The organism is Streptosporangiales bacterium (assembly GCA_009379825.1).
Lineage (GTDB): Bacteria > Actinomycetota > Actinomycetes > Streptosporangiales > WHST01 > WHST01.
In genome coordinates this window covers 141,069-159,260 of record WHTA01000004.1, presented here as the reverse complement: position 1 = coordinate 159,260, position 18,192 = coordinate 141,069, and the positions used below count along the sequence as shown (strand labels likewise).

Annotated in this window: 17 protein-coding genes; 6 read left to right on the top strand and 11 right to left on the bottom strand. The window is 68.7% G+C overall.

All coding sequences use genetic code 11. The features are described 5' to 3' along the window. Nucleotides 1–557: 557 nt before the first annotated feature. The 6 genes from GEV07_03725 to GEV07_03700 form a co-directional block, all read right to left on the bottom strand. The gene (locus GEV07_03725) at nt 558–1,088 is read right to left on the bottom strand and encodes a DUF805 domain-containing protein (protein ID MQA01861.1); all 531 of its coding nucleotides are present in this window, start codon (nt 1,086–1,088) and stop codon (nt 558–560) included. Between the two features lie 210 nt (nt 1,089–1,298). Further along, nucleotides 1,299–1,535 (bottom strand): hypothetical protein, encoded by a 237-nt coding sequence (locus GEV07_03720; protein ID MQA01860.1) that lies wholly within the window; start codon nt 1,533–1,535, stop codon nt 1,299–1,301. A gap of 295 nt (nt 1,536–1,830) precedes the next feature. After that, nucleotides 1,831–2,538, bottom strand: a complete 708-nt coding sequence (locus tag GEV07_03715; protein MQA01859.1) for an FAD-dependent oxidoreductase — start codon at nt 2,536–2,538, stop codon at nt 1,831–1,833. Next, entirely contained in the window at nt 2,523–3,755 is a 1,233-nt protein-coding gene (locus tag GEV07_03710; protein ID MQA01858.1) for an RNA polymerase subunit sigma-24, read from the bottom strand. The genes GEV07_03715 and GEV07_03710 overlap by 16 nt, the downstream gene beginning before the upstream one ends. A gap of 5 nt (nt 3,756–3,760) precedes the next feature. Then, entirely contained in the window at nt 3,761–4,117 is a 357-nt protein-coding gene (locus GEV07_03705) for a transcriptional regulator (protein ID MQA01857.1), read from the bottom strand. A 118-nt stretch (nt 4,118–4,235) separates the two neighbouring features. Further along, nucleotides 4,236–5,291 carry a substrate-binding domain-containing protein gene (locus tag GEV07_03700; protein MQA01856.1) on the bottom strand — a complete coding sequence of 352 codons (1,056 nt, stop codon included), beginning with the start codon at nt 5,289–5,291 and terminating at the stop codon, nt 4,236–4,238. Nucleotides 5,292–5,365: 74 nt separating this feature from the next. Between GEV07_03700 and GEV07_03695 the strand changes: the two genes are divergently transcribed. From GEV07_03695 to GEV07_03685, 3 genes are all read left to right on the top strand, one after another. Beyond that, complete coding sequence (locus GEV07_03695) at nt 5,366–6,721, top strand: amidase (GenBank protein ID MQA01855.1); 1,356 nt, start codon at nt 5,366–5,368, stop codon at nt 6,719–6,721. Next, nucleotides 6,718–8,223 (top strand): hypothetical protein, encoded by a 1,506-nt coding sequence (locus GEV07_03690; GenBank protein MQA01854.1) that lies wholly within the window; start codon nt 6,718–6,720, stop codon nt 8,221–8,223. Before GEV07_03695 ends, GEV07_03690 begins: the two co-directional genes overlap by 4 nt. Nucleotides 8,224–8,509: 286 nt before the next feature. Next, entirely contained in the window at nt 8,510–9,751 is a 1,242-nt protein-coding gene (locus GEV07_03685) for a L,D-transpeptidase family protein (GenBank protein MQA01853.1), read from the top strand. Nucleotides 9,752–9,766: 15 nt separating this feature from the next. Here GEV07_03685 and GEV07_03680 read toward each other — a convergent pair whose 3' ends face one another. Further along, nucleotides 9,767–10,963 carry an MFS transporter gene (locus GEV07_03680; GenBank protein ID MQA01852.1) on the bottom strand — a complete coding sequence of 399 codons (1,197 nt, stop codon included), beginning with the start codon at nt 10,961–10,963 and terminating at the stop codon, nt 9,767–9,769. 284 nt (nt 10,964–11,247) lie between these two features. On the opposite strand from GEV07_03680, the gene GEV07_03675 reads away from it, so the two are divergent. Beyond that, nucleotides 11,248–11,499 carry a hypothetical protein gene (locus GEV07_03675; GenBank protein MQA01851.1) on the top strand — a complete coding sequence of 84 codons (252 nt, stop codon included), beginning with the start codon at nt 11,248–11,250 and terminating at the stop codon, nt 11,497–11,499. Nucleotides 11,500–11,521: 22 nt separating this feature from the next. Beyond that, nucleotides 11,522–11,938, top strand: coding sequence for a hypothetical protein (locus tag GEV07_03670; GenBank protein MQA01850.1), 417 nt, complete (start codon nt 11,522–11,524; stop codon nt 11,936–11,938). A 585-nt stretch (nt 11,939–12,523) separates the two neighbouring features. Here GEV07_03670 and GEV07_03665 read toward each other — a convergent pair. Continuing rightward, nucleotides 12,524–13,036 carry a hypothetical protein gene (locus tag GEV07_03665; protein ID MQA01849.1) on the bottom strand — a complete coding sequence of 171 codons (513 nt, stop codon included), beginning with the start codon at nt 13,034–13,036 and terminating at the stop codon, nt 12,524–12,526. 155 nt (nt 13,037–13,191) lie between these two features. Here GEV07_03665 and GEV07_03660 point away from each other — a divergent pair, with 155 nt between their 5' ends. After that, on the top strand, nt 13,192–13,581 hold the full coding sequence (locus tag GEV07_03660) for a VOC family protein (protein MQA01848.1): 390 nt from the start codon (nt 13,192–13,194) through the stop codon (nt 13,579–13,581). A gap of 47 nt (nt 13,582–13,628) precedes the next feature. On the opposite strand, the gene GEV07_03655 is transcribed toward GEV07_03660, so the two are convergent. The 3 genes from GEV07_03655 to GEV07_03645 form a co-directional block, all read right to left on the bottom strand. Beyond that, entirely contained in the window at nt 13,629–14,348 is a 720-nt protein-coding gene (locus GEV07_03655) for a hypothetical protein (GenBank protein ID MQA01847.1), read from the bottom strand. A gap of 121 nt (nt 14,349–14,469) precedes the next feature. Then, nucleotides 14,470–15,453, bottom strand: coding sequence for a zinc-binding dehydrogenase (locus GEV07_03650; GenBank protein MQA01846.1), 984 nt, complete (start codon nt 15,451–15,453; stop codon nt 14,470–14,472). A gap of 12 nt (nt 15,454–15,465) precedes the next feature. Further along, on the bottom strand, nt 15,466–18,186 hold the full coding sequence (locus GEV07_03645) for an altronate hydrolase (GenBank protein ID MQA01845.1): 2,721 nt from the start codon (nt 18,184–18,186) through the stop codon (nt 15,466–15,468). Nucleotides 18,187–18,192 lie beyond the last annotated feature (6 nt).

Sequence of the window (18,192 nt, the reverse complement as noted above, 5' to 3'; positions counted from 1 at the left end):
GACCTGCGGGCCCTCGGCGAACGAGTGGGCGGCGTTCAAGACTTCGAGCAGGAGATGCGGCGACTCCGCGCGCAGCACGCTCGCAAACCGAGCTTCCTCACCAGGCTCGGCCAGGCCGGCCTGTAATCCATCGAGGACGGGTGTCCGTGGGGTGTCCGTGAGTTCCGGACGCGACTGTCACGGGGTGGTATGCGCCGGCTCGCGAGAGTCGCGCTGTCCTGCAGGAACGGCAGATCCCGGCACTGGGTGAAACCAGTCAATACGGGAGGAACGGGACCTACGGATCAGAAGGTTGGGGGTTCGAATCCCTCCGAGCGCGCCACCCACCACAGGCCCCTCACCAGCAAACTTTGCCCGGTGGGGGATTTGTTTGTTGGCACCGATGTTCAACTGTCGATCTAGGTCGACGGCGAGAGGTTCTTCTGTTTCCCAGCGCTCGGGCGCTCGACGGCTATCAGCAGCGGAGCCGCCGACATCAACGCGCTGTGTGCTGAGCAGCGCTCCCGCCGGGTGGCATGGGCACTGGTCCCTGTCGATGCGACGCGAGCCATCGGCCGTCACTCCCGGGTGGGGTCCAGGGTATGGGTCGTCGAATAGCCCTCTCGGGTGATGCGGTACCAGGGGTCGTCGAACCGTGCGCCTTGTGGGATCGGCGGCAACAGGGCGATGACGAGCATGATCAGCCAGCCCACGTACGGGATCAGGCCGAGGATTACGAGCAGACCGCTGAGGTTGACATCGTGCAGTCGGCGCACGGTCAACGTGATGTGTGGCACGACGATGGCGAGCAGACACAGGGCGGCGACGCCGACGCCGACGAACCGGCCTGGCCCTGGCCCGGCCGAGTCCGTACCTGGGATACCGGCGAGCAGGGCCAGGAGGTACAGCGCGAGGCCCCCGACGAGGCTCACGAGCTGCCACCACCAGTACTCGCTGCGGCTGGCCCGTCCGGTGAAGTCAGCGTACTTCCTGAAGAACCTGCGGACCGCATCGCCTGGTGAGCACCTGTAGTGCGGCGCCCATAGTGGCGGGTCCGCGGGGTCGAACGACGACGACTCCTGCGGGTCGACTGGTGGGGTCGATGTCACGGTCCGGCCTCCTCTGCACCCACCGGCTGATCGGCCACCGACCGTGCCTTCGAATCCCTTGTCGCCGCGCGTATACGCCGGACAGTTGCCGACGCAATGAGATGGTGGCGGTCACCGGCATAGGTCGGCTATAGGCACTCCGCCGAAGACGAGAAGTCGGCCGCCGACGACCTCGCCATCCGTTCGAGCAGATCCAGCCGACCCCACTGGTCACTCGGGCAGAGGTGTTGGCCAGTCCAGGAGGGTTGGTAGGCCGGGTTGCGCGTCCCCATCGGGTAGGTCTGTACGGCGCTCGGTTGTCGGCGGGCGGCCGGTCATTCGAGTGCTCGCGATCACGTTGTCCTCGACTCGCTGGCGGCGGGCGCGTTCGTAGCGTTCCAGGGCGGTGTCGAGGGTCGGCAGGTCGCGCAGTGGCTTGCCGAGGACGACGGCGTCCTCGGCAGCCATCGACGCGCCCTGGTCGGCAGGTCGCTGGCGACGCGGCGTGCGCGGCGTCACCGACGAGGACCACCCGGTGACTGCGCCAGTGCCGCACCGACGGGAGGTCCCGGGCGTCGGTGGCCAGCAGGCCGTGGCACGGACGACCCGGGCAGGCACGCCTGGCGGAACCCGCGGCAGCAGCCACTCCCGCCATACGTCCGGGTCGGTCACGGTCGGCTCGCCGGACGGGAGCGCCTGGCCGGTGATCCTCGCGTACCAGAAGACCCGGCCCGCCGGGGCGCGGAACAGGTCGAAGGCACAGTCACCCGTTCCCGGGTAGGCGTCGAACTGGTGCGGTGTGCCGGCATCGACGCCGTCGGCGTAGCCGTAGAAGACGCGCTGCCCCGCGTACCGCGGCTGCGCTGCGTCGGGGTCGACGAGGCCGCGCGTCGTCGACCACAAGGCCGGCGGCGCCGACGAGCAGGTCGGCGTCCGCCACCGCGCCGTCGGCGAAGGTGGCTCGTACGGCATCCGCGGACTCCGCCACCGCGACCAGTCTCCGGCCGTGGTGCAGCTCGGCCCCGCGGCCGGCCACCGCCGAGCGCATCACGTCGACGAGGTCGGCCCGGTGCAGACACTGGTACCTGGTCGCAGGTCCGCCCGCATCGTCCAACGCTCGTGCGGCGACCTCTACGTCGCCGTCGTCGCGCACCCGCATCGACGTCAACGCGAAGCCGGCGGCGGCGACGCCCAGCTGCGCCAGCGCGAGCATCCCGTTGCTCGCGACGGTGAGGAAGGCGCCGGTCGCTTCCGACGCGACGGGGGTGGCTTCGCACACCATCACCTCGAGCCCGGCCTGCCGCAACGCCAACGCAACGGCAGTGCCCGCGAGCCCGCCACCGACCACCAGGACGCGCACGCCTAGGCCCCAAGACCTGTCAACGAACGAGAGACTGCACGCAGCATCACGGGCCGCGGGTCTAGTGGAGACGACATGCGCCTTGGGGCCGGTCGTCAGGGCGAGGTACACCGCTCGGCGCGCTGCCTGAGCAGGTCGCGCTCGCGCTCGTTACGGGCCATCGATGCGGCCCGCTCGAACTCGGCGCGGGCTTCCGCCGGGCGGCCGAGCCGCTCGAGCAGATCTCCGCGGACGCTCGGCAGCAGGTGGTAGTTCTTGGCATCGAGCTCGGCCGCGACCGCGTCCACGAGCTCGAGCCCCGCCGCCGGGCCGTCGACCATCGAGACCGCCACCGCGCGGTTGAGCTCGACCACCGGCGACCGCGTCAACGTCGCCAGGCGGCCGTAAAGTGCGGCGATCATCGCCCAGTCGGTGTCCGCGTAGCGGACGGCTCTGGCGTGGCAGCCCGCGATGGCCGCCTGCAGGGAGTACGGCCCGTTGCCCGCGCGGAACAGGGCGTCCACGCCGCGGCCGATCAACAGCTGGTTCCACTTCGACCGGTCCTGGTCGGCCAGCAGCACAGGCTCGCCGTCGGGGCGAATCCGTGCGGCGAGCCTGGACGACTGGAACTCAAGCAGCGCGACCAGGCCGTGCACCTCGGGCTCGTCCGGCATCAGGCCGGCCAGCACCCTGGCCAGTCGCAGCGCGTCCTCGCACAACGCGGGACGCAGCAGGTCCTCACCGGACGTGGCGGCGTACCCCTCGTTGAAGATCAGGTAGATGACCTCGAGGACCGACGACAACCGCTCCTCCCGGTCGGCCCCGTACGGCACCTCGAACGGGACGCGGGCCTCGGCGAGCGTGCGCTTCGCGCGGACGATGCGCTGCGCGACCGCCGCCTCGGACGTCACGTACGCACGCGCGATCTCGTCGGTCGTCAACCCGCCGAGCAGCCGTATCGTCAACGCGATCCGCGCCTGCGTGGACAGCACCGGGTGGCAGGCGGTGAAGATCAGCCGCAGCAGGTCGTCCTCGATGTCGTCGACGTCGACGGCGGCCGAGGGCATGTCCTCGAGCGACCTGCCGATCTCCGCCAGCTTGCGTGCGTAGGTGTCCTTACGGCGCACGAGGTCGACGGCCTTGTACCTGGCGATGGCCATGAGCCAGGCGCCCGGCCGGTCCGGGACGCCTGACTCCGGCCACTTCTCCATCGCGGCGACCAGTGCGTCCTGCGCGATCTCTTCGGCGATGCCGACGTCACCGACGATCCGCGTGACGCCGGCGATGATCTTCGCGGCGTCGATCCGGTACGCCGCCTCGACCGCCCTGGTCGCGTGGTCCTCGGTCATGGCTGCTAGTCGGAGCCTTCGACGATCTCGCGGACCTCGATCGTCAGGGGCCCCACGTACGACTGGATCTCGGCGAAGCGCCTGGTCCACTCCAGCGCTTCCGCCTTGTCCCTGGCCTGGACGATCGAGTACCCGCCGACGACTTCCTTGGCCTCGGTGAACGGCCCGTCGACGTAGCTGGTCTTGCCGTCGTTGGCGACGATCTTCGTGCTCTGCTTGGTCGACGTCAGCTCGCCCATGTCCAGCATCACGCCGGCCTTGGTGATCTCCTCGTACAGGGCGCTCATCCGGGCGGCGAGCTCCGGCTTGACCTCGACAGGGGCGTTCTCGTCGTGGTGGACGATCGCGAGATAGCGCGGCATGGTGGTTCCTCCTGTGTCCGGTGGGCGGGGACGCTCCCCGCCTCTCACCCTGTTCGCCGAACGGGCCCGCCCCAGATCGACAACGCGGCCGAGATTTCTTCCGCCATTCTCCGCGGCACTACCGCCGCTGCGGCGGCGCGCAGGTGGACGCGCGGACGACGAGCTCCGGCGCCAGCCGCTCGGACTCCGGCTGCTCACCGGCGAGCATCTGCACGAGCAGCTCGGTGGCCCGGCTACCGATGTCGTACATCGGGGACCGCACGGTGGTCAGCGGTACCGGCAGCTCGGCGGCGAGCGGTACGTCGTTGAACCCGACGACGGCGACGTCCTGCCCCAACCAGAGCCCACGCTCGCGGGCGGAGCCGGCGGCTCCGATGGCGGCGAAGTCGTTCACCGCGAATATCGCGGTCGGCCGGTCCTGCTCGTTCAGCAGTTTCGCCGCCGCTTCGTGGCCGCCTGCGGTGTCGAACCGGGAGTGCAGCACCCGGTCGGTCGGGACGGGCAACCCGCAGTCACGGTAGTAGTCGGTGAACCCGGTGGTGCGGTCGATGCCGGTGCTTGCGTGCGGCTCGCCGGCGATCACGGCAACGTGCTCGTGTCCGAGCTCGCGCAGGTGCTCGGCCGCCAGCCGCCCGCCGAGGTAGTCGTCGCAGGTGACCGAGGTGTGGTCGCCGGCCCGGCGGCTGGCGAGCACGAACCTGGTCCCCCGGCCGGCGACCTCATCGAGGAAGCTCGCGTCGACGTGGGCGTCGCCGAAGATCAGCCCGTCCACCCGGCGGGCCAGCATCATCTCCGTACGTGCCCGCTGGGTGGCGGGGTCGTCGCGGGTGTTGGCGACGAAGGCGGACAGCCCGTACTGGGTCGCGGCCTCCTCGACGCCCTCGTAGATGGTGGCGAGCACGAGGTCGGTGAGCTTGGGGACCAGCACGCCGATGAGGTGGCTGCACCCGGTGCGCAGGCTGGTCGCATGCGGGTTGCTGCGGTAGCCCAGGTCGGCGGCGACCTGCCGGATCTGCTCGGCGGTGTCCGCGGAGGCGGCGCCGGTCTTCGCGTTCTCCGGGCCGTTCAGGACGCGCGAGACGGTCGAGACATCCAGGCCGAGCCGCTCGGCGATGACTCGCAGCGTGACCGGTCGACCCTGGCGTGGCACGCAGTCCTCTCTTCGGGCGGGCATTGACAACTCAGAAGATACTCGCCAGGATAACCCAAACGTTTGGGCCAAACGTTTGGGTTACTCGAAGGAGCCGGATGTCCCCCCACGACGGCGCCGACGCGCACCTGCCTGCTGTGCGCCGCGGCTACTTCGTCGGCCGCGCGCTCGCCGACCTGCACGCCAGCGGCGCGTCCTCGACCGAGCTGGTACGCCACTCGCTGGCCGCGATCGCCGAGCTCGACCCGGTGCTCAACGCGTTCGCAGCGGTCGACCAGGACGGTGCGACGGCCGCGGCACAGCAAGCGGACGAGGAGCGCGCGAGCGGGATCGACCGCGGGCCGCTGCACGGTATCCCGGTGGCGGTCAAGGACATCGTCGACGTCGCGAGCCTGCCCGCCACCATGGGCTCGGCGCACCTGGCGGACCGCGTCGCCACGACCGACGCCGAGTGCGTGCGGCGGCTGCGCGCCGCCGGCGCGGTCATCGTCGGCAAGACCACGACGCACCAGTTCGCCTTCGGTCCCACAGGGGACCGTTCGGCCACCGGCGCGACCCGCAACCCGCACGACCCCGGGCGGATGTCAGGTGGTTCGAGCAGCGGCAGCGCGTCGGCGGTCGCCGCCGGCATGGTCCCGGTCGCTCTCGGCACCGACACCGGCGGCTCAGTACGTATCCCGGCCGCGCTGTGCGGCGTGGTCGGGTTCAAGCCGGCGTACGGCACCGTGCCGACCGACGGGGTGTTCCCGGTCGCCGGCTCGCTCGACACCGTCGGAGTGCTGGCCGGCACCGCAGCCGACTGCCTGCACACCTGGCGCACGCTCGCCGGCCTGCCGCCGGGCCCAGCCGCGAACGCGCCGACGCCGACCCGGATCGCCTGGCTGCGACCGTTCAGCGACGTCGGCGTCGATCCCGCCGTACAACAGGTCGCACGCGAGGCACTCGGCCAGGTCGACGAGGTGACGTGGCCGGCGGCCACCGAGACGCGCGAGGCGTTCCTCGCGGTGCAGACGTACGAGGTGGCCGGGGTGCACGCCGACATGATGGCGAATAGCCCCGAGCTCTACGACCCCGAGGTGCTCGACCGGCTGCGCGGCGCGAGCCACACACCGGCGGCACGTCACGCCTGGGGAATCGAGCAACGGGACCGGTTGCGCGCCACAGTCCTCGAGCTGCTCGACGACCACCAGATACTCGCCCTGCCGACCGTGCCGATCGTCGCGCCGCAGCTGCAGCAACGCGAGGTCGACATCCTCGGCTCGACGGTCGGCACGCGGGACGCACTGCTCTCACTCACCTCACCGTGGAACCTGCTCGGCCTCCCGGCTGTCTCCGTGCCGACCGGTACGGTGGCCGGCCTGCCGGTCGGCACCCAGCTCATCGCGCGCGCCGACGCGGCGGAGCTGCTGCTGTCCGCCGCCGACGACCTCCGGATGACACAGGGAGCGGCATGAACACCACCCAGACCTACATGGCGATTGGTCTCGTCCTCTTCCTCGTCGTCATGTTGACCCTCGGCTATCTGGGTTACAAGAAGACCACCAACATGGCGGACTTCGCGATCGCCGGCGCGAAGATGGGCCCGGTCGTCCTCGGGCTCGCGTTCGCGGCAACGTTCTTCAGCGCCGCAACCTTCGTCGGCTACACCGGATGGGCGTACGGCTGGGGGCTGTCCTCGCTCTGGATCTTCCTGACGCTCATCCTCGCCTCGCCGCTCGGCCTGATCGTCGTCGCCAAACGCGCGCGGAGCAGGAACGTCGCGCAGAAGTCGCTCTCCCTGCCGGACTGGCTGGGGGACCGGTACGGCAGCGACTTCGTCCGGGTGGTGGTCGCCGTCGCCACGCTGTTCAACCTGTTCTACATCGCGGCGCAGTTCAGCGCCGGCGCGCTGATCTTCCAGCAGCTGTTGGGCATGCCCTACAAGGTCGGGCTCGTCATCATCGCCGTGATCGTCGTCGGTTACACCGTCGGCGGTGGCTCGTTCGCCGACATCTACACCGACGCCTTCCAGGCCGTCCTCATGGCGGTCGTCGGCGTCCTGGTCTTCGCCTCCGGCTTCTGGGTGTTCAACGGCGGCTTCGGTGACGTGATGGAGACCGTCTCCGCCAAGCTCGCCGAGCAGGGCCCGGAGATGGTCTCCACGGTCAACCCGGACTCGGGCATCTTCTACTCCGTCCCGGCCATCATCGGTGCGTTCATCATCCAGTTCGCGTTCGCGTCGCAGCCGCAGCTGTTCAACAAGGTGCTCGCGCTGAAGGAACCGCGCGACATGGCGAAGATGATCGGCGTCTACGTCGCCGCGGCCGTGACCTTCCTGCTCGTCATCTTCGGCGGCCTGTACGCGGCCGCGACCGTTCCCGGTCTGGACAACCCGGACAGCGCAATCTTCGAGTACGTCCAGGCCGCGTTCCCGCCCATCATGGTCGCCCTGTTCGGCGTCACCGTGCTCGCGGCGGCCATGTCCACCAGCGACGGCATCTTCGTCGTCATCTCGACGTCGATCGCCAACGACATCTACCGCAAGTTCCTCGTCGGCAGGGGGCACCTGGCGACCCCCGCGTCCGACGCGGACCGGATGGCATTGCGGATCGGCCGGATCGTGACGTTGCTGACCGGCGTGATCGCGACGCTGATGGTGCTCGACCCGCCGGAGTTCATCGGCAGCTTCATCTGGATCGGCATCTCCGGTGTCGCCTCGGCGACGCTCGGCCCGATCATCGTCGGGCTGTTCTGGCCGCGCCGGGCGAGTGCCACCGCAGCCAAGATCTCCGTCGTCGCCGGCCTCGCGTCGTACTTGACGATCCACCTCGCCGAGGTGGAGGAGAGCACCCTCGCCGCCGGCGCCTGGGCGGTCTGCATCGGCGTCGCAGCGATGGTGCTGGCCAGCATCGCGTTCCCGAACCGGAGAGGGGACGAGGACAGCGCCGTGCAGACCGTGACGGAACCGGTGGAGTGAACCGTGTGGATCAACGCAATGCTCACCATCTGGGCGTGGGGGACCATCTTCGCCCTGCTGCTCATCGCCTTCAGCCTCTGGAAGTGGTACCGCCCCCGCCCCGACGACCAGGAAGACGACAACGGCTAGTGGCGTGACCCCGTCCAGCCGATCTCGCCTCGATAACGGCGGGCCGTCAGCAGGCCATCCCGCGGACGGCTCCGCTATCCTTCAGCACAGACCAGACGTCGACGACGGCGTACTCGGTCTTCGGCCCTTTCGGGCAAGTCGGGGATTCGCGACGGGGATGGACATGCGTGACGACGCCGCAAACGCGCGGTATTTCGTAGCTGCCGTCATGGTGCTCTCCGCGCTGCTGACGCTCACCTACATCGACGTCGGTTGGAGCAGCGGCCCGGCGACCCGTGAGGTGGCTGCGACACATACGCCGACACCTACGGCGCCAAAGGCACGTGTCAACATCGAGCCGGCCGACCAGACGCGCAAGGTGCGCCCGGACGGCCGGGTCGTCATCCGCGCCACGGGCGGGCGGCTCACCGCCGTCTCGGTCGAGTCGAAGAACGGTCGCGAGCTCGAGGGCAGCTACAACGCGGACCGCACCACCTGGACGTCCAGGTGGTCGATGAAGCCGTCCATGAAGTACGTCGCCAACGCGGTCGCCGCCAACCGGGACCACGAGGCCACGAGCGCGAGCTCGACGTTCCGCACGCTGACGCCGCCGTCCACGTTCACCGCGTTCTCGTACTCGAGCGGCATCGCGCCGAGCGGCTCGACCGTCGGCGTCGGCTTCCCGCTCATCCTCAACTTCACCGCACCGATCACCAACAAGACGGCCGTGGAGCGCGCGCTCGACGTCGACATGTCGAAGCCGGTCGAGGGTGCCTGGCACTGGACCAGTGACACCGAGGTGGTCTACCGACCGAAGCACTACTGGCCCGCCCACCAGAAGATCCGGCTGAAGGCGCACCTGGCCGGCGTCAAGGCGGGCAAGGGGCTTTACGGGGCGAAGAACTACTCCGCCAGGTACAAGGTCGGCGAGCGCGTCATCGTCAAGGGGAGCGCGAAGACGCACCACATGACCGTGTACGAGAATGGCAAGAAGGTGAACCGCTGGCCGGTGAGCATGGGCCAGGGCGGGGTGTGGAAGTACTACACGACCTCGGGCGTCCACCTGACGATGGGCAAGTCCAACCCGGAGCGGATGATCTCGCCCGGCATCGAGAAGGGCGAACCCGGCTACTACGACGAAGTGGTCTACTTCGCCGTCCGCATCTCCAACAGCGGCGAGTACATCCACTCCATGCCGAGCACCGTCTGGGCACAGGGCCGCCAGAACGTCAGCCACGGCTGCATCAACTCCCCGCCGGCGAAGGCCGAGTGGTTCTACAACTACACACACCCCGGCGACGTCGTCATCCTCAAAGGCACCCCGCGCAAACTGGAGTGGAACAACGGCTGGGGCTACTGGCAGAAGTCCTGGAAGTCGTGGGTAGCCGGCAGCGCCCTGAACAAACCAGCCACCCCGTAGCGACTCCTCTTCCGGTCAGGCGCGACGCAACGGACGTCCTGCGGTCTCTTTGCTGAGCAGCGCGGAGACCAGCGCCAGCACGGCGACCGCCCCCAGGTACCAGGTGGGCGACAGCTCGTTGCGGTGCGCGACACGAGGAACGCGGCGATGAACGGGGTCGTACCACCCAGTGCCGCGACGAAGATGTTGTAGCCGAGGGAGAACGAACTGACCCGCCTCTCGGTGGGAAACAGCTCCGCCATGAAGGCGAACGGCGCGCCCGTAGATGCCGAATATCGCACCGAGGATCGCCTTGGCCAGCTCCCCGCTGAGCATCAACGAGAACGCCGGGTAGGAGAGCAGCAGATAGCCCACGCAGGCAGCGATCGTGACCTTGCGCCGGCCGATGCGGTCGGACAGGTAGCCGGTCAGCGGCAACACCGCGATCGCGACCACGAGGGCCGTCATGGTGGCGACGAACGCGCCTGCAGACCCGACGGCCTCCTTCTCCGCGAGGTAGCTGGGGATGTACGTGAGGACCATGTAGAAGCCGACTCCGTGCATCGCGCCGATCAGGCCACAGCGGATGATCGGACGCCACTCGGTGCGAAGCGCTCCGCGCAGCGGTGCCTGCTCGACCGCGCCTTCCGCGTCCAGCGCCTTGAAGTGCGGCGTGTCCTCCAGCTTGAGGCGTAGGTAGAGCCCGATGACGCCGATCGGCCCGGCGATGAGGAACGGCAGTCGCCAGCCCCAGCTCTCCATCGCGGCATCGCTGAGCACGAGGTACTCGACCGTCACGATGCTCGAACCGAGCAGCGCACCGAGGAACGCAGAGACGTTGCCGAAGCTGGTGAAGAAGCCGCGCCGGTGTTCGGGCGCGTACTCGGTCAGGAAAGTGTACGCGTTGCCGGTCTCGCCGCCCGCGGAGAAGCCCTGCGCCGTACGTAACAACACCAGCAGGATCGGGGCGAGCACGCCGACGGTTGCGTGCGTAGGGAGCAACCCGATCAGCAGCGTCGCACCCGAGATCAGCAGCACGACGAGGGCGAGGGTCCGCTGCCGCCCGATCCGGTCGCCCAGGGAGCCGAAGAACAACGCACCAAGCAAGCGTACCGCGAAGGTGAGACCGAAAACGGCGAACGACGCGAGCTGCGCGACGTCGGCCCAGAGCCATCGGTCTTCCGCGGGAGGCGCTGATGTACGCAGCACTCTGGCGCGCGTTACCAGGTCCACGGCCGGTGAAGGTCGTCATCCTCGTCGTGCTCGCCGACGCAGTGGTCTTTGCGTGCGTCGAGTGGGTGTTCCCCTGGCTGTCTGACGTCCTACCGCTCGACGACGGTACCGTCGAGTAACGCACGACGGTTGCCCAACACAGCGTGAGCACTGGAGCTGGTCCGTACACTCGGATGCGATTCGGTTGGGCTTTGGCGAACTGCTGTCTATGATTCTGCGGTGCCTACCCTGACCGGGTGGGCTGAGTCCGCTGCAAACTTGCTCAGCTGTTACGGGTGACCTCGGTGACAGAACAGGCTTCGCCTTCCCATCCGCTATCCGCCACGACGTCGGACGAGGTTTCGTTCCAGCCGCCAAGCTGCGACGGCCTGCTGTGGTACCACAGCCACGGCGAAGCCGTGATCGCTGCCCGCAGCCACGGTGACCGGCGCACGCTCTACCGGGTCTGGTACTGCCAGGAAGGCAGCCACTGGCACGCGGCTCCGCGCACCGTCGAGACCAACCAGGTCATCGACGGTCACCTGCCGCCGGCCTAGGCCGCGCTCCTACCCTGGGGATATGGCAGAGTCCCTTGCCCGTCTCCGTCGACTGGTCTTCGAGCGACACAGCAATCCGTGGAGCGCCTGGAGCCGGCTGCTGACCACGCCGCTGATCCTGGTGCCCTTCTGGACGCGCCGCCCGAGCCACTTCGCCGCAGTCGTCGGGTGGATGACGCTGAACGCCGTGGTGTTCCCCGCACCGGCGGACGACAGCAACTGGGCGACCCGAGCCATGCTCGGTGAGGAACAATGGCTCGAAGCCGGGCAGCTGGACCGGGTGGCGGCGGTGAACGCCGTCGCATCCGTCCTGCTCACCGGCAGTGTCATAGCTGCCTGGAAGCACCGCTTGGTGCCGGCCGCAGCGCTGACGGCCGGGATGATCGGCCTCACGCTCTACCAGTGGCAGCTGATGGCGGAGAGCTACGACCCGTCCTGACCGCTGCCCGCGGCCAGGACTGGTTCGCAGGTCAGGACACCCGCAGTGAGCTGGCCCTGTTGTAGAACCCGTTACCGAGCCGACTGAGCCGCGGGTGCTCGTGGATCCACGTAGTGCTGCCCTTGCCGAAGTCGGGGTTGAGCTTGTGGCCGTCGTACAGCTTGACGTCGCACTTGGCGTTCCTGCTGGCGGCACTGAAGCTGGTGTCGACCGAGCTGATGCGGTTGTCGAAGTACGTGCCGTGCCAGATGTTCCAGCTGTACTCCTTGTCGTAGCGCGACGTGCACCTCTGCTTGCCCTTGGGCAGGTGCAGCCGGAGATAGTAGCCCTTGTACTCGGGGTGCTGGTAGAGCTTGGCGACCGCCGGTCCCTTGACGGCGTTCGGCTCGCAGTTCGCACCGCCGCCAGGCTTCAGTACGCACTGCAGGCCGATCTCCGCTCGCGGTTCCGCGCTGCTCCCGCCGGCGCGGCCTGCGCGGGCGCCGCGGTGATGAGCGCGACTGCGACGGCGATGGCTGGTACTGCGATACGTCTCACGATGAGCTTGATGTGTGCTGACATGACTGGAGGGAAGGTCCTTTCTGGTCAGGAAACTCGGAACGAGCTGGCCCTGTTGTCGAACCCGTCACCGAGCCGACTGAGCCGCGGGTGCTCGTGGATCCACGTGGTGCTGCCCTTGCGGCCGGCGTGGAGGTGATGACCGTCGTACAGCTTGACGTCGCACTTGGCGCGGCGGCTGGCGCGGTCGAACGCGGTGTCGACCGAGCTGATCCGGTTGTCCCAGAACGTGCCGTGCGGGATGTTGGCGTGATACTCGTCGTCGTAGGCCGACGTGCACTTCGCCTCAAGACTCGGCAGCAGGTACTCGTGCATCTTGCCCTTGTAGTTCGGGTGTTGGTAGAAACGCGCCACCGCCGTGTAGTCCGCCGCGCGCAGCCGGCCTGGCTTGCACTCCGCGCCGCCGCCGCGTTTCAGCACGCAGGTGACGACCCGCTTCTCACTGCTGACGTCGGCGTGTGCCGGCATGGCGACGCCGAGCAACGCCATGCTGCTGGCGGCCGCCGCGATGCCGGTGAGCACCGACCTGGTTACGGACACGACTGCATCTGCCCCTTCGTAGGTGATCGGACGAGTCATGCCTATGCGGCGGCGACGTTGTTCGACACCCCGGCAGCCGCCGAACAACCGTGTACGTCGTGGCCTGTTCCGGCCACGGCGGCCTAGAGTCGACAACCAGCGAAGGAGGTGTGCGGATGGAGGTACTCAGCAGCCGGGTGTTGATCCGCCCGGCCGACCCGCAGCGCAGCCGCACGTTCTACCGCGACGTGCTCGGCCTCGCCGTCTACCGCGAGTTCGGGCCGGCCAGTGATCCGGGTGTGGTGTTCTTCCTCGGCCAGGGTTTCCTCGAGGTGTCCGGCAGCGGCAGCCAGCCGACCGAGCGCGACGACGTCGCGTTGTGGCTGCAGGTACGGGACGTCGAGGCAGAACACCGACGACTGCGGACGGCGGGCGCCGATGTCATCCGGCCGCCGCAGCGAGAACCCTGGGGACTGGTCGAGATGTGGCTGGCAGATCCGGACGGTATTCGCATCGTCCTCGTCGAGATACCGGCCGACCATCCGTTACGCCGCGACCAACGATGAAGGGGCGGTCGCTGCCGCGACCGCCCCTTCGAATGACCTCGTATGCGTTACGGAATCTGCTCGCCGGTCGTCTGCGGCATCTCCTGCGTACGCGGTGCGGAACCTTCGGACAGCTCGCGCTCGGCGCGGTTCAGCCAGTTGTCCCAACGGCTCTGCATCGGCCGGATGAGTCCGCCACCGACGCCGACCACGAGGATCCCACCGATGGTCGCCAGTACGGCGACGAGCACGGGAGTCGTCACCGCGAGACCGATACCGAGCTGGTTCACCGCAGCGATGACGCCGAGTGCCACCACGAACGCGAACACGATCGTGCCGACCATCGGACCGAACGGCCGGCCGGCCAACGCGGACCGGATCAGGTCGCGCAACACCCCGGCGACGGCCGCGGCCACGACGATGAGAACGACCGCGATGGCGATCCTCGGCAGGTAGGCGATCACCTGGTTGAGCAGTCCGCTCACCGGGTTGTTCGTGCCGAAGACGCTGAACGCCCACTGGAGCGCGATCAGCAGGATGAAGTAGTACACGATCTTCACGATGATGCCGGCCGGGTCTACGGCCGAGTTCCTCGCCAGGTTCCCCAGTCCTGCCTTGTCGAGCAGCCTGCCGAAGCCCAGGCGTTTCAGCAGCGCACCTAGCGCTTTGGAAACACCCTTCGCGATCAGCCAACCGATGAACAGGATGACCAAGAACCCGATGAGCTTGGGTACAAAGACCGCGATGGCCGACCAAGCATCACCAAGACCTTGGATCAAGGTGTCCATTATGGAGCCCCCCTCCGTCCCTGCTTCGTGCGGGATTATCGATCCGCGATCATCCCACTACCCACAGTGGCGATACAAGCACATCCCTTCACGTTGGCCGGCGCGTCCTGGTATAGGGTCGTCAGGGTCCGATGTCGATGCCGACCTTTATCGTGCGGTCGCCATCGTTTCTGGCCAATGCCATCGCCTCGGCTATCCGTTCCAGCGGGTAACTGGGCTCGCCGCAGTAGTCGACCTCGTAGGTGCCGTCGTTGATACCGGCCAGCGCCTCGCGGAACGAGACCAGGCCGGGTTCCGCCTGGGCACCGGAAATCCAGGCGATAGTCGCCGCCTTGCGGAACGCCGTGAACGACGGGTACGGCGCGTCACCGTCGCGCTCGGGGAAGCCGAAACAGCCGACGGTGCCGTGGTCGGCGACCGCCTCGACGGCCTCCGCCCGCAGCTTGTCGAAGCCCGCTGCCTCGATGACGAGGTCGGCTCCTCGACCGGCGGACGCGTCGCCGATGGCTTCCGCGACGCTCTCGCCTGGCGCATGCACCACGACGTCGGCACCCAACCGCTTCGCCACTCGCAGGCGCTCAGGGATCAGGTCGGAGACCAGCACCTGCTCGAACCCGAGCCGGCGGACCTGCTGGAGGAAGAACAGGCCGGCCGAGCCCATGCCGAGGATCGCGGCCACCTTGCCGGTACCCACCTTGTCCGCCGGCCAGAACCTGCGCATCGCGAAGATGGTGGTGCCGAGCTGCTGGGCCATCAACAACCTGCGCTCGTCACCGTCCGGCAGGGCCACCAGATGCAGGTCGTCGACGAGCTGGTACTCCGCAAAGCAGGCGCCGAAGTCACCGGGCGGCACGGTGAGCACCCGTTGTCCGGTAGCGAAGTTCGGCGACCTGCTCTCGACGACCTCGCCGATGCCCTCGTGACCGGGATATCCGGATCTGCCGATCGCGTCCGCGCAGTGGAAACCGTCGTACGCCATATGCAGGTCGGAGCCACAGATGGAGGCCCGGCGCATCCGCACGAGCACTTCACCGGCAGCGGGCTCAGGGATCGGGAAGTCATCGATCTCGATCCGGCCTTGGGCAGCAAGATAACCAGCACGCAAGTCGAACTCCTTCTACATCGAGACGCCGAGCAACCCGCGGGTGATCTGGAACCCCACGTTGCCGCTGGTCAATGTGCGCGGTGCGCGTTCACCGGACGCCAACGCAGCCACCACGCCGAGCAGGTCGAGCGCCTGCCGATCCGCATCGCCGCGCAGCACCCCGTCGAGATCCTGGCCGTACGTCTCGTCCGTCCACGGATCGGCGGTGACCTGGGCGACGGGTAGCAGCGGCTGGCCGGACACGGTACCGCCTGCCACGTGCGTCAGCAGCAGCTGCGCACCGGTGGCACCGAGCCCGCTACCGGTCTCCGTCCAGTCGGTCGTCGGCGTACGCATCACATGCCAGCCGGGCGCGGCGGGACGTTGCCCGTGCGCCAGGGTCGCCGACACCTGGTCGGTGGAGCCGAACGCGTGCCGGCGGAAGTCCGCGTCGGCAAGCAGCTTGCCCGCCGAGGTGAGCACGACGGTGCCGCCGCTGGCAACGATCCAACTGCCGACCGTCGCGAGCGCGACCGCCGTGTCCTGCCGCATCGGGCCGCGGGCCTCCAACGCGACGCTGAGGTCACCGAGGCCCGCCGGCATCCGCGCCGGCGCGTCGAGCGCGCCTGCGGTCGCCTCGAACCAGTCCCGCACCTTCGCGGTGACCGCGTCGATCCCGCCGTCGAGCTGGATGCTCGCCCAGCCGAAGCTCGTCGGGTCGACGCCCTGCTCGACCAGGCGGCTGCGGAAGTAGTCGTTGTGCGTCTTCTCGCAACCGTGTTCGAGCAACAACGCCATCCGCACGCTCGGGTGGGTGAGGTAGCCGGTCATGACGCGCGCGTACGTGTGCTCCGCGGACCCGCTCGCGACACCACACCCTTCGGTGTGCGCGAGGCTCACCGCCCTGCTCACCTGCTGCCGGTACCAGTTCTGCCGGTTCGCGAGGTCGGCGAGCCGCAGGCCGATCTGGCCCGAGCAGAGGCTCGTGGGCAGGACGAGCGCGAGTTGTTCCGGCGCACGGGAACCCTCCGCCGCGTACATGATGAACGACGGCGCGGGCGGGTCGTGCGGCATCGGCACCTGCAACGGCTTGCCGTCGAGCTCGGTGTCCATCTCGTCGTCGGTCGACGGCGCGCGCCCGATGCTGACGGAGACCGCCTGCCGCGGCTCGGTCTGCTGCCAGTTCCGCCAGATCGACACCTGGCTGTGCCCGGCCCGCTCGCCGGCGGACCTCGCGCCAGATGCGGTGGCCAGCGTCAGGTCGAACGTCTCCGCGGTGAGCTCGGCCATCGACGTGCCGGTGAGGTACCGGCCCGCGTCGACGTCCATCTCGTGCCGCAGCAGCTCGTACCTGGGTGTCGTGGTGACGAACTTCAGCGTGGGCACGAACGGGAAGTTGGTGATCGACCCGTTGCCCGTGGTGAAGAAGATCATCGTGCAGCCGGACGCGACCTCGCCGGCCACGGACTCCAGGTCGTTGCCGGGACTGTCCATGAAGACGAACCCGGGGCCAGGCAACGGTTCCGCGTAGTCGACCACGCGGTCGAGGCGCAGCTGCCGGTCGCGCTTGCGCGCGGCGCCCACCGACTTCAGCACGATGTTGTACAGCCCCCGGTAGATGTTGCCGCCTGACGGGTTGCCCTCCGCGGTGTGCCCGTGCCAGCTTGCCCGCTCCTTGAACGACTCCACCGTACGGAGGAACCTGCGTGCAACCTCGACGTCGCGGACGTTCTCCAGCACGTAGCCTTCTGCGCCGATCAGCTCGTCCGTCTCGGCCAGCACGGCCGCGCCACCGTGCCTGATCACCTCGCGTGCCACGGCACCGGCCAGCGGGTTGGCGGTGATGCCGGAGAACGCGTCAGAACCGCCGCACTGCAGCGCGATCTTAAGGTCGGACAACGGTTGTTCGGTGCGTTCCTGCGCGGCAAGCGCAGGCAGCCACGCCTCGACGTGCTCGGCGGCCGCAGCCAGGTCACCACTGAAACTGCCTGCCCGGGTGAAGAACGCATGCGGCACGGCGATCTCCGGATACCCGTGCGCCGCCATGAACGCCGTGACGTCGCTGCCGGTGATCGCCGCTCCCGGCTCGTCGACGACGAGCACCGCGCCGACGTTGGGGTGCACGAGGAAACCGGCCAGCGCCCGCAGCACGAAGTCGGCGTTGTTGGGAGTGGTGTCCTCGCCGCCCTCGGTGTGCGCCACCGGCACCACACCGTCGCAGCCGCCGGTGGCACGACCGGCGAACCGCCGCGCGAGCTCGGTGACGAACGGCCCGGTACGCGAGGTCGTGCCGACCACGACCGCGTGGTTCCGCGTGCCAGCGGGGCCGGCGGCTCGCGGGTAGCCGAGGAAGGTGGCCGGCTGCTCGACCGGGTCGACCTGCCGGCCGATCACCAGCTGGGACTCGTCCAGCCGGAACGGGTCGAGCGGCCGGTTCACGGCGGTCGGCTGGTCCGGCAGCTGCTCGACGCCGCGCGTGCGCAACGCCTGCAGCGTGGTCTCGGTGCACACGTAGTCACCGGCGGCCAGGTCGCCTGAGGCGTACGCGAACGGCGTCGACCAGGAGAGCAGCGGCTCGCCGTCGGCGATCGGCTGCACGACGATGCGGTGTCCCTCGAGCACCTGGTGGGCAACGGTGATCCGCGGGCCGTCGCGGTCGAGCACGGTGCCCGCGGGCAGGTCGGCGGAGACGATGGCGACGTTGTCGCCCGGCTCGGGAAGGACGGCGACGGTGTCGAACTCGACTGCGGTCATGCTCTC

Bases quoted from the DNA above. Each gene is read 5' to 3' on its own strand.
- GEV07_03720 (MQA01860.1), bottom strand. From the start codon at position 1,535: ATGGCTGCCGAGGACGCCGTCGTCCTCGGCAAGCCACTGCGCGACCTG.
- GEV07_03710 (MQA01858.1), bottom strand. From the start codon at position 3,755: ATGACCGAGGACCACGCGACCAGGGCGGTCGAGGCGGCGTACCGGATC.
- GEV07_03705 (MQA01857.1), bottom strand. From the start codon at position 4,117: ATGCCGCGCTATCTCGCGATCGTCCACCACGACGAGAACGCCCCTGTC.
- GEV07_03700 (MQA01856.1), bottom strand. From the start codon at position 5,291: ATGCCCGCCCGAAGAGAGGACTGCGTGCCACGCCAGGGTCGACCGGTC.
- GEV07_03695 (MQA01855.1), top strand. From the start codon at position 5,366: ATGTCCCCCCACGACGGCGCCGACGCGCACCTGCCTGCTGTGCGCCGC.
- GEV07_03690 (MQA01854.1), top strand. From the start codon at position 6,718: ATGAACACCACCCAGACCTACATGGCGATTGGTCTCGTCCTCTTCCTC.
- GEV07_03685 (MQA01853.1), top strand. From the start codon at position 8,510: ATGGACATGCGTGACGACGCCGCAAACGCGCGGTATTTCGTAGCTGCC.
- GEV07_03670 (MQA01850.1), top strand. From the start codon at position 11,522: ATGGCAGAGTCCCTTGCCCGTCTCCGTCGACTGGTCTTCGAGCGACAC.
- GEV07_03660 (MQA01848.1), top strand. From the start codon at position 13,192: ATGGAGGTACTCAGCAGCCGGGTGTTGATCCGCCCGGCCGACCCGCAG.
- GEV07_03655 (MQA01847.1), bottom strand. From the start codon at position 14,348: ATGGACACCTTGATCCAAGGTCTTGGTGATGCTTGGTCGGCCATCGCG.
- GEV07_03645 (MQA01845.1), bottom strand. From the start codon at position 18,186: ATGACCGCAGTCGAGTTCGACACCGTCGCCGTCCTTCCCGAGCCGGGC.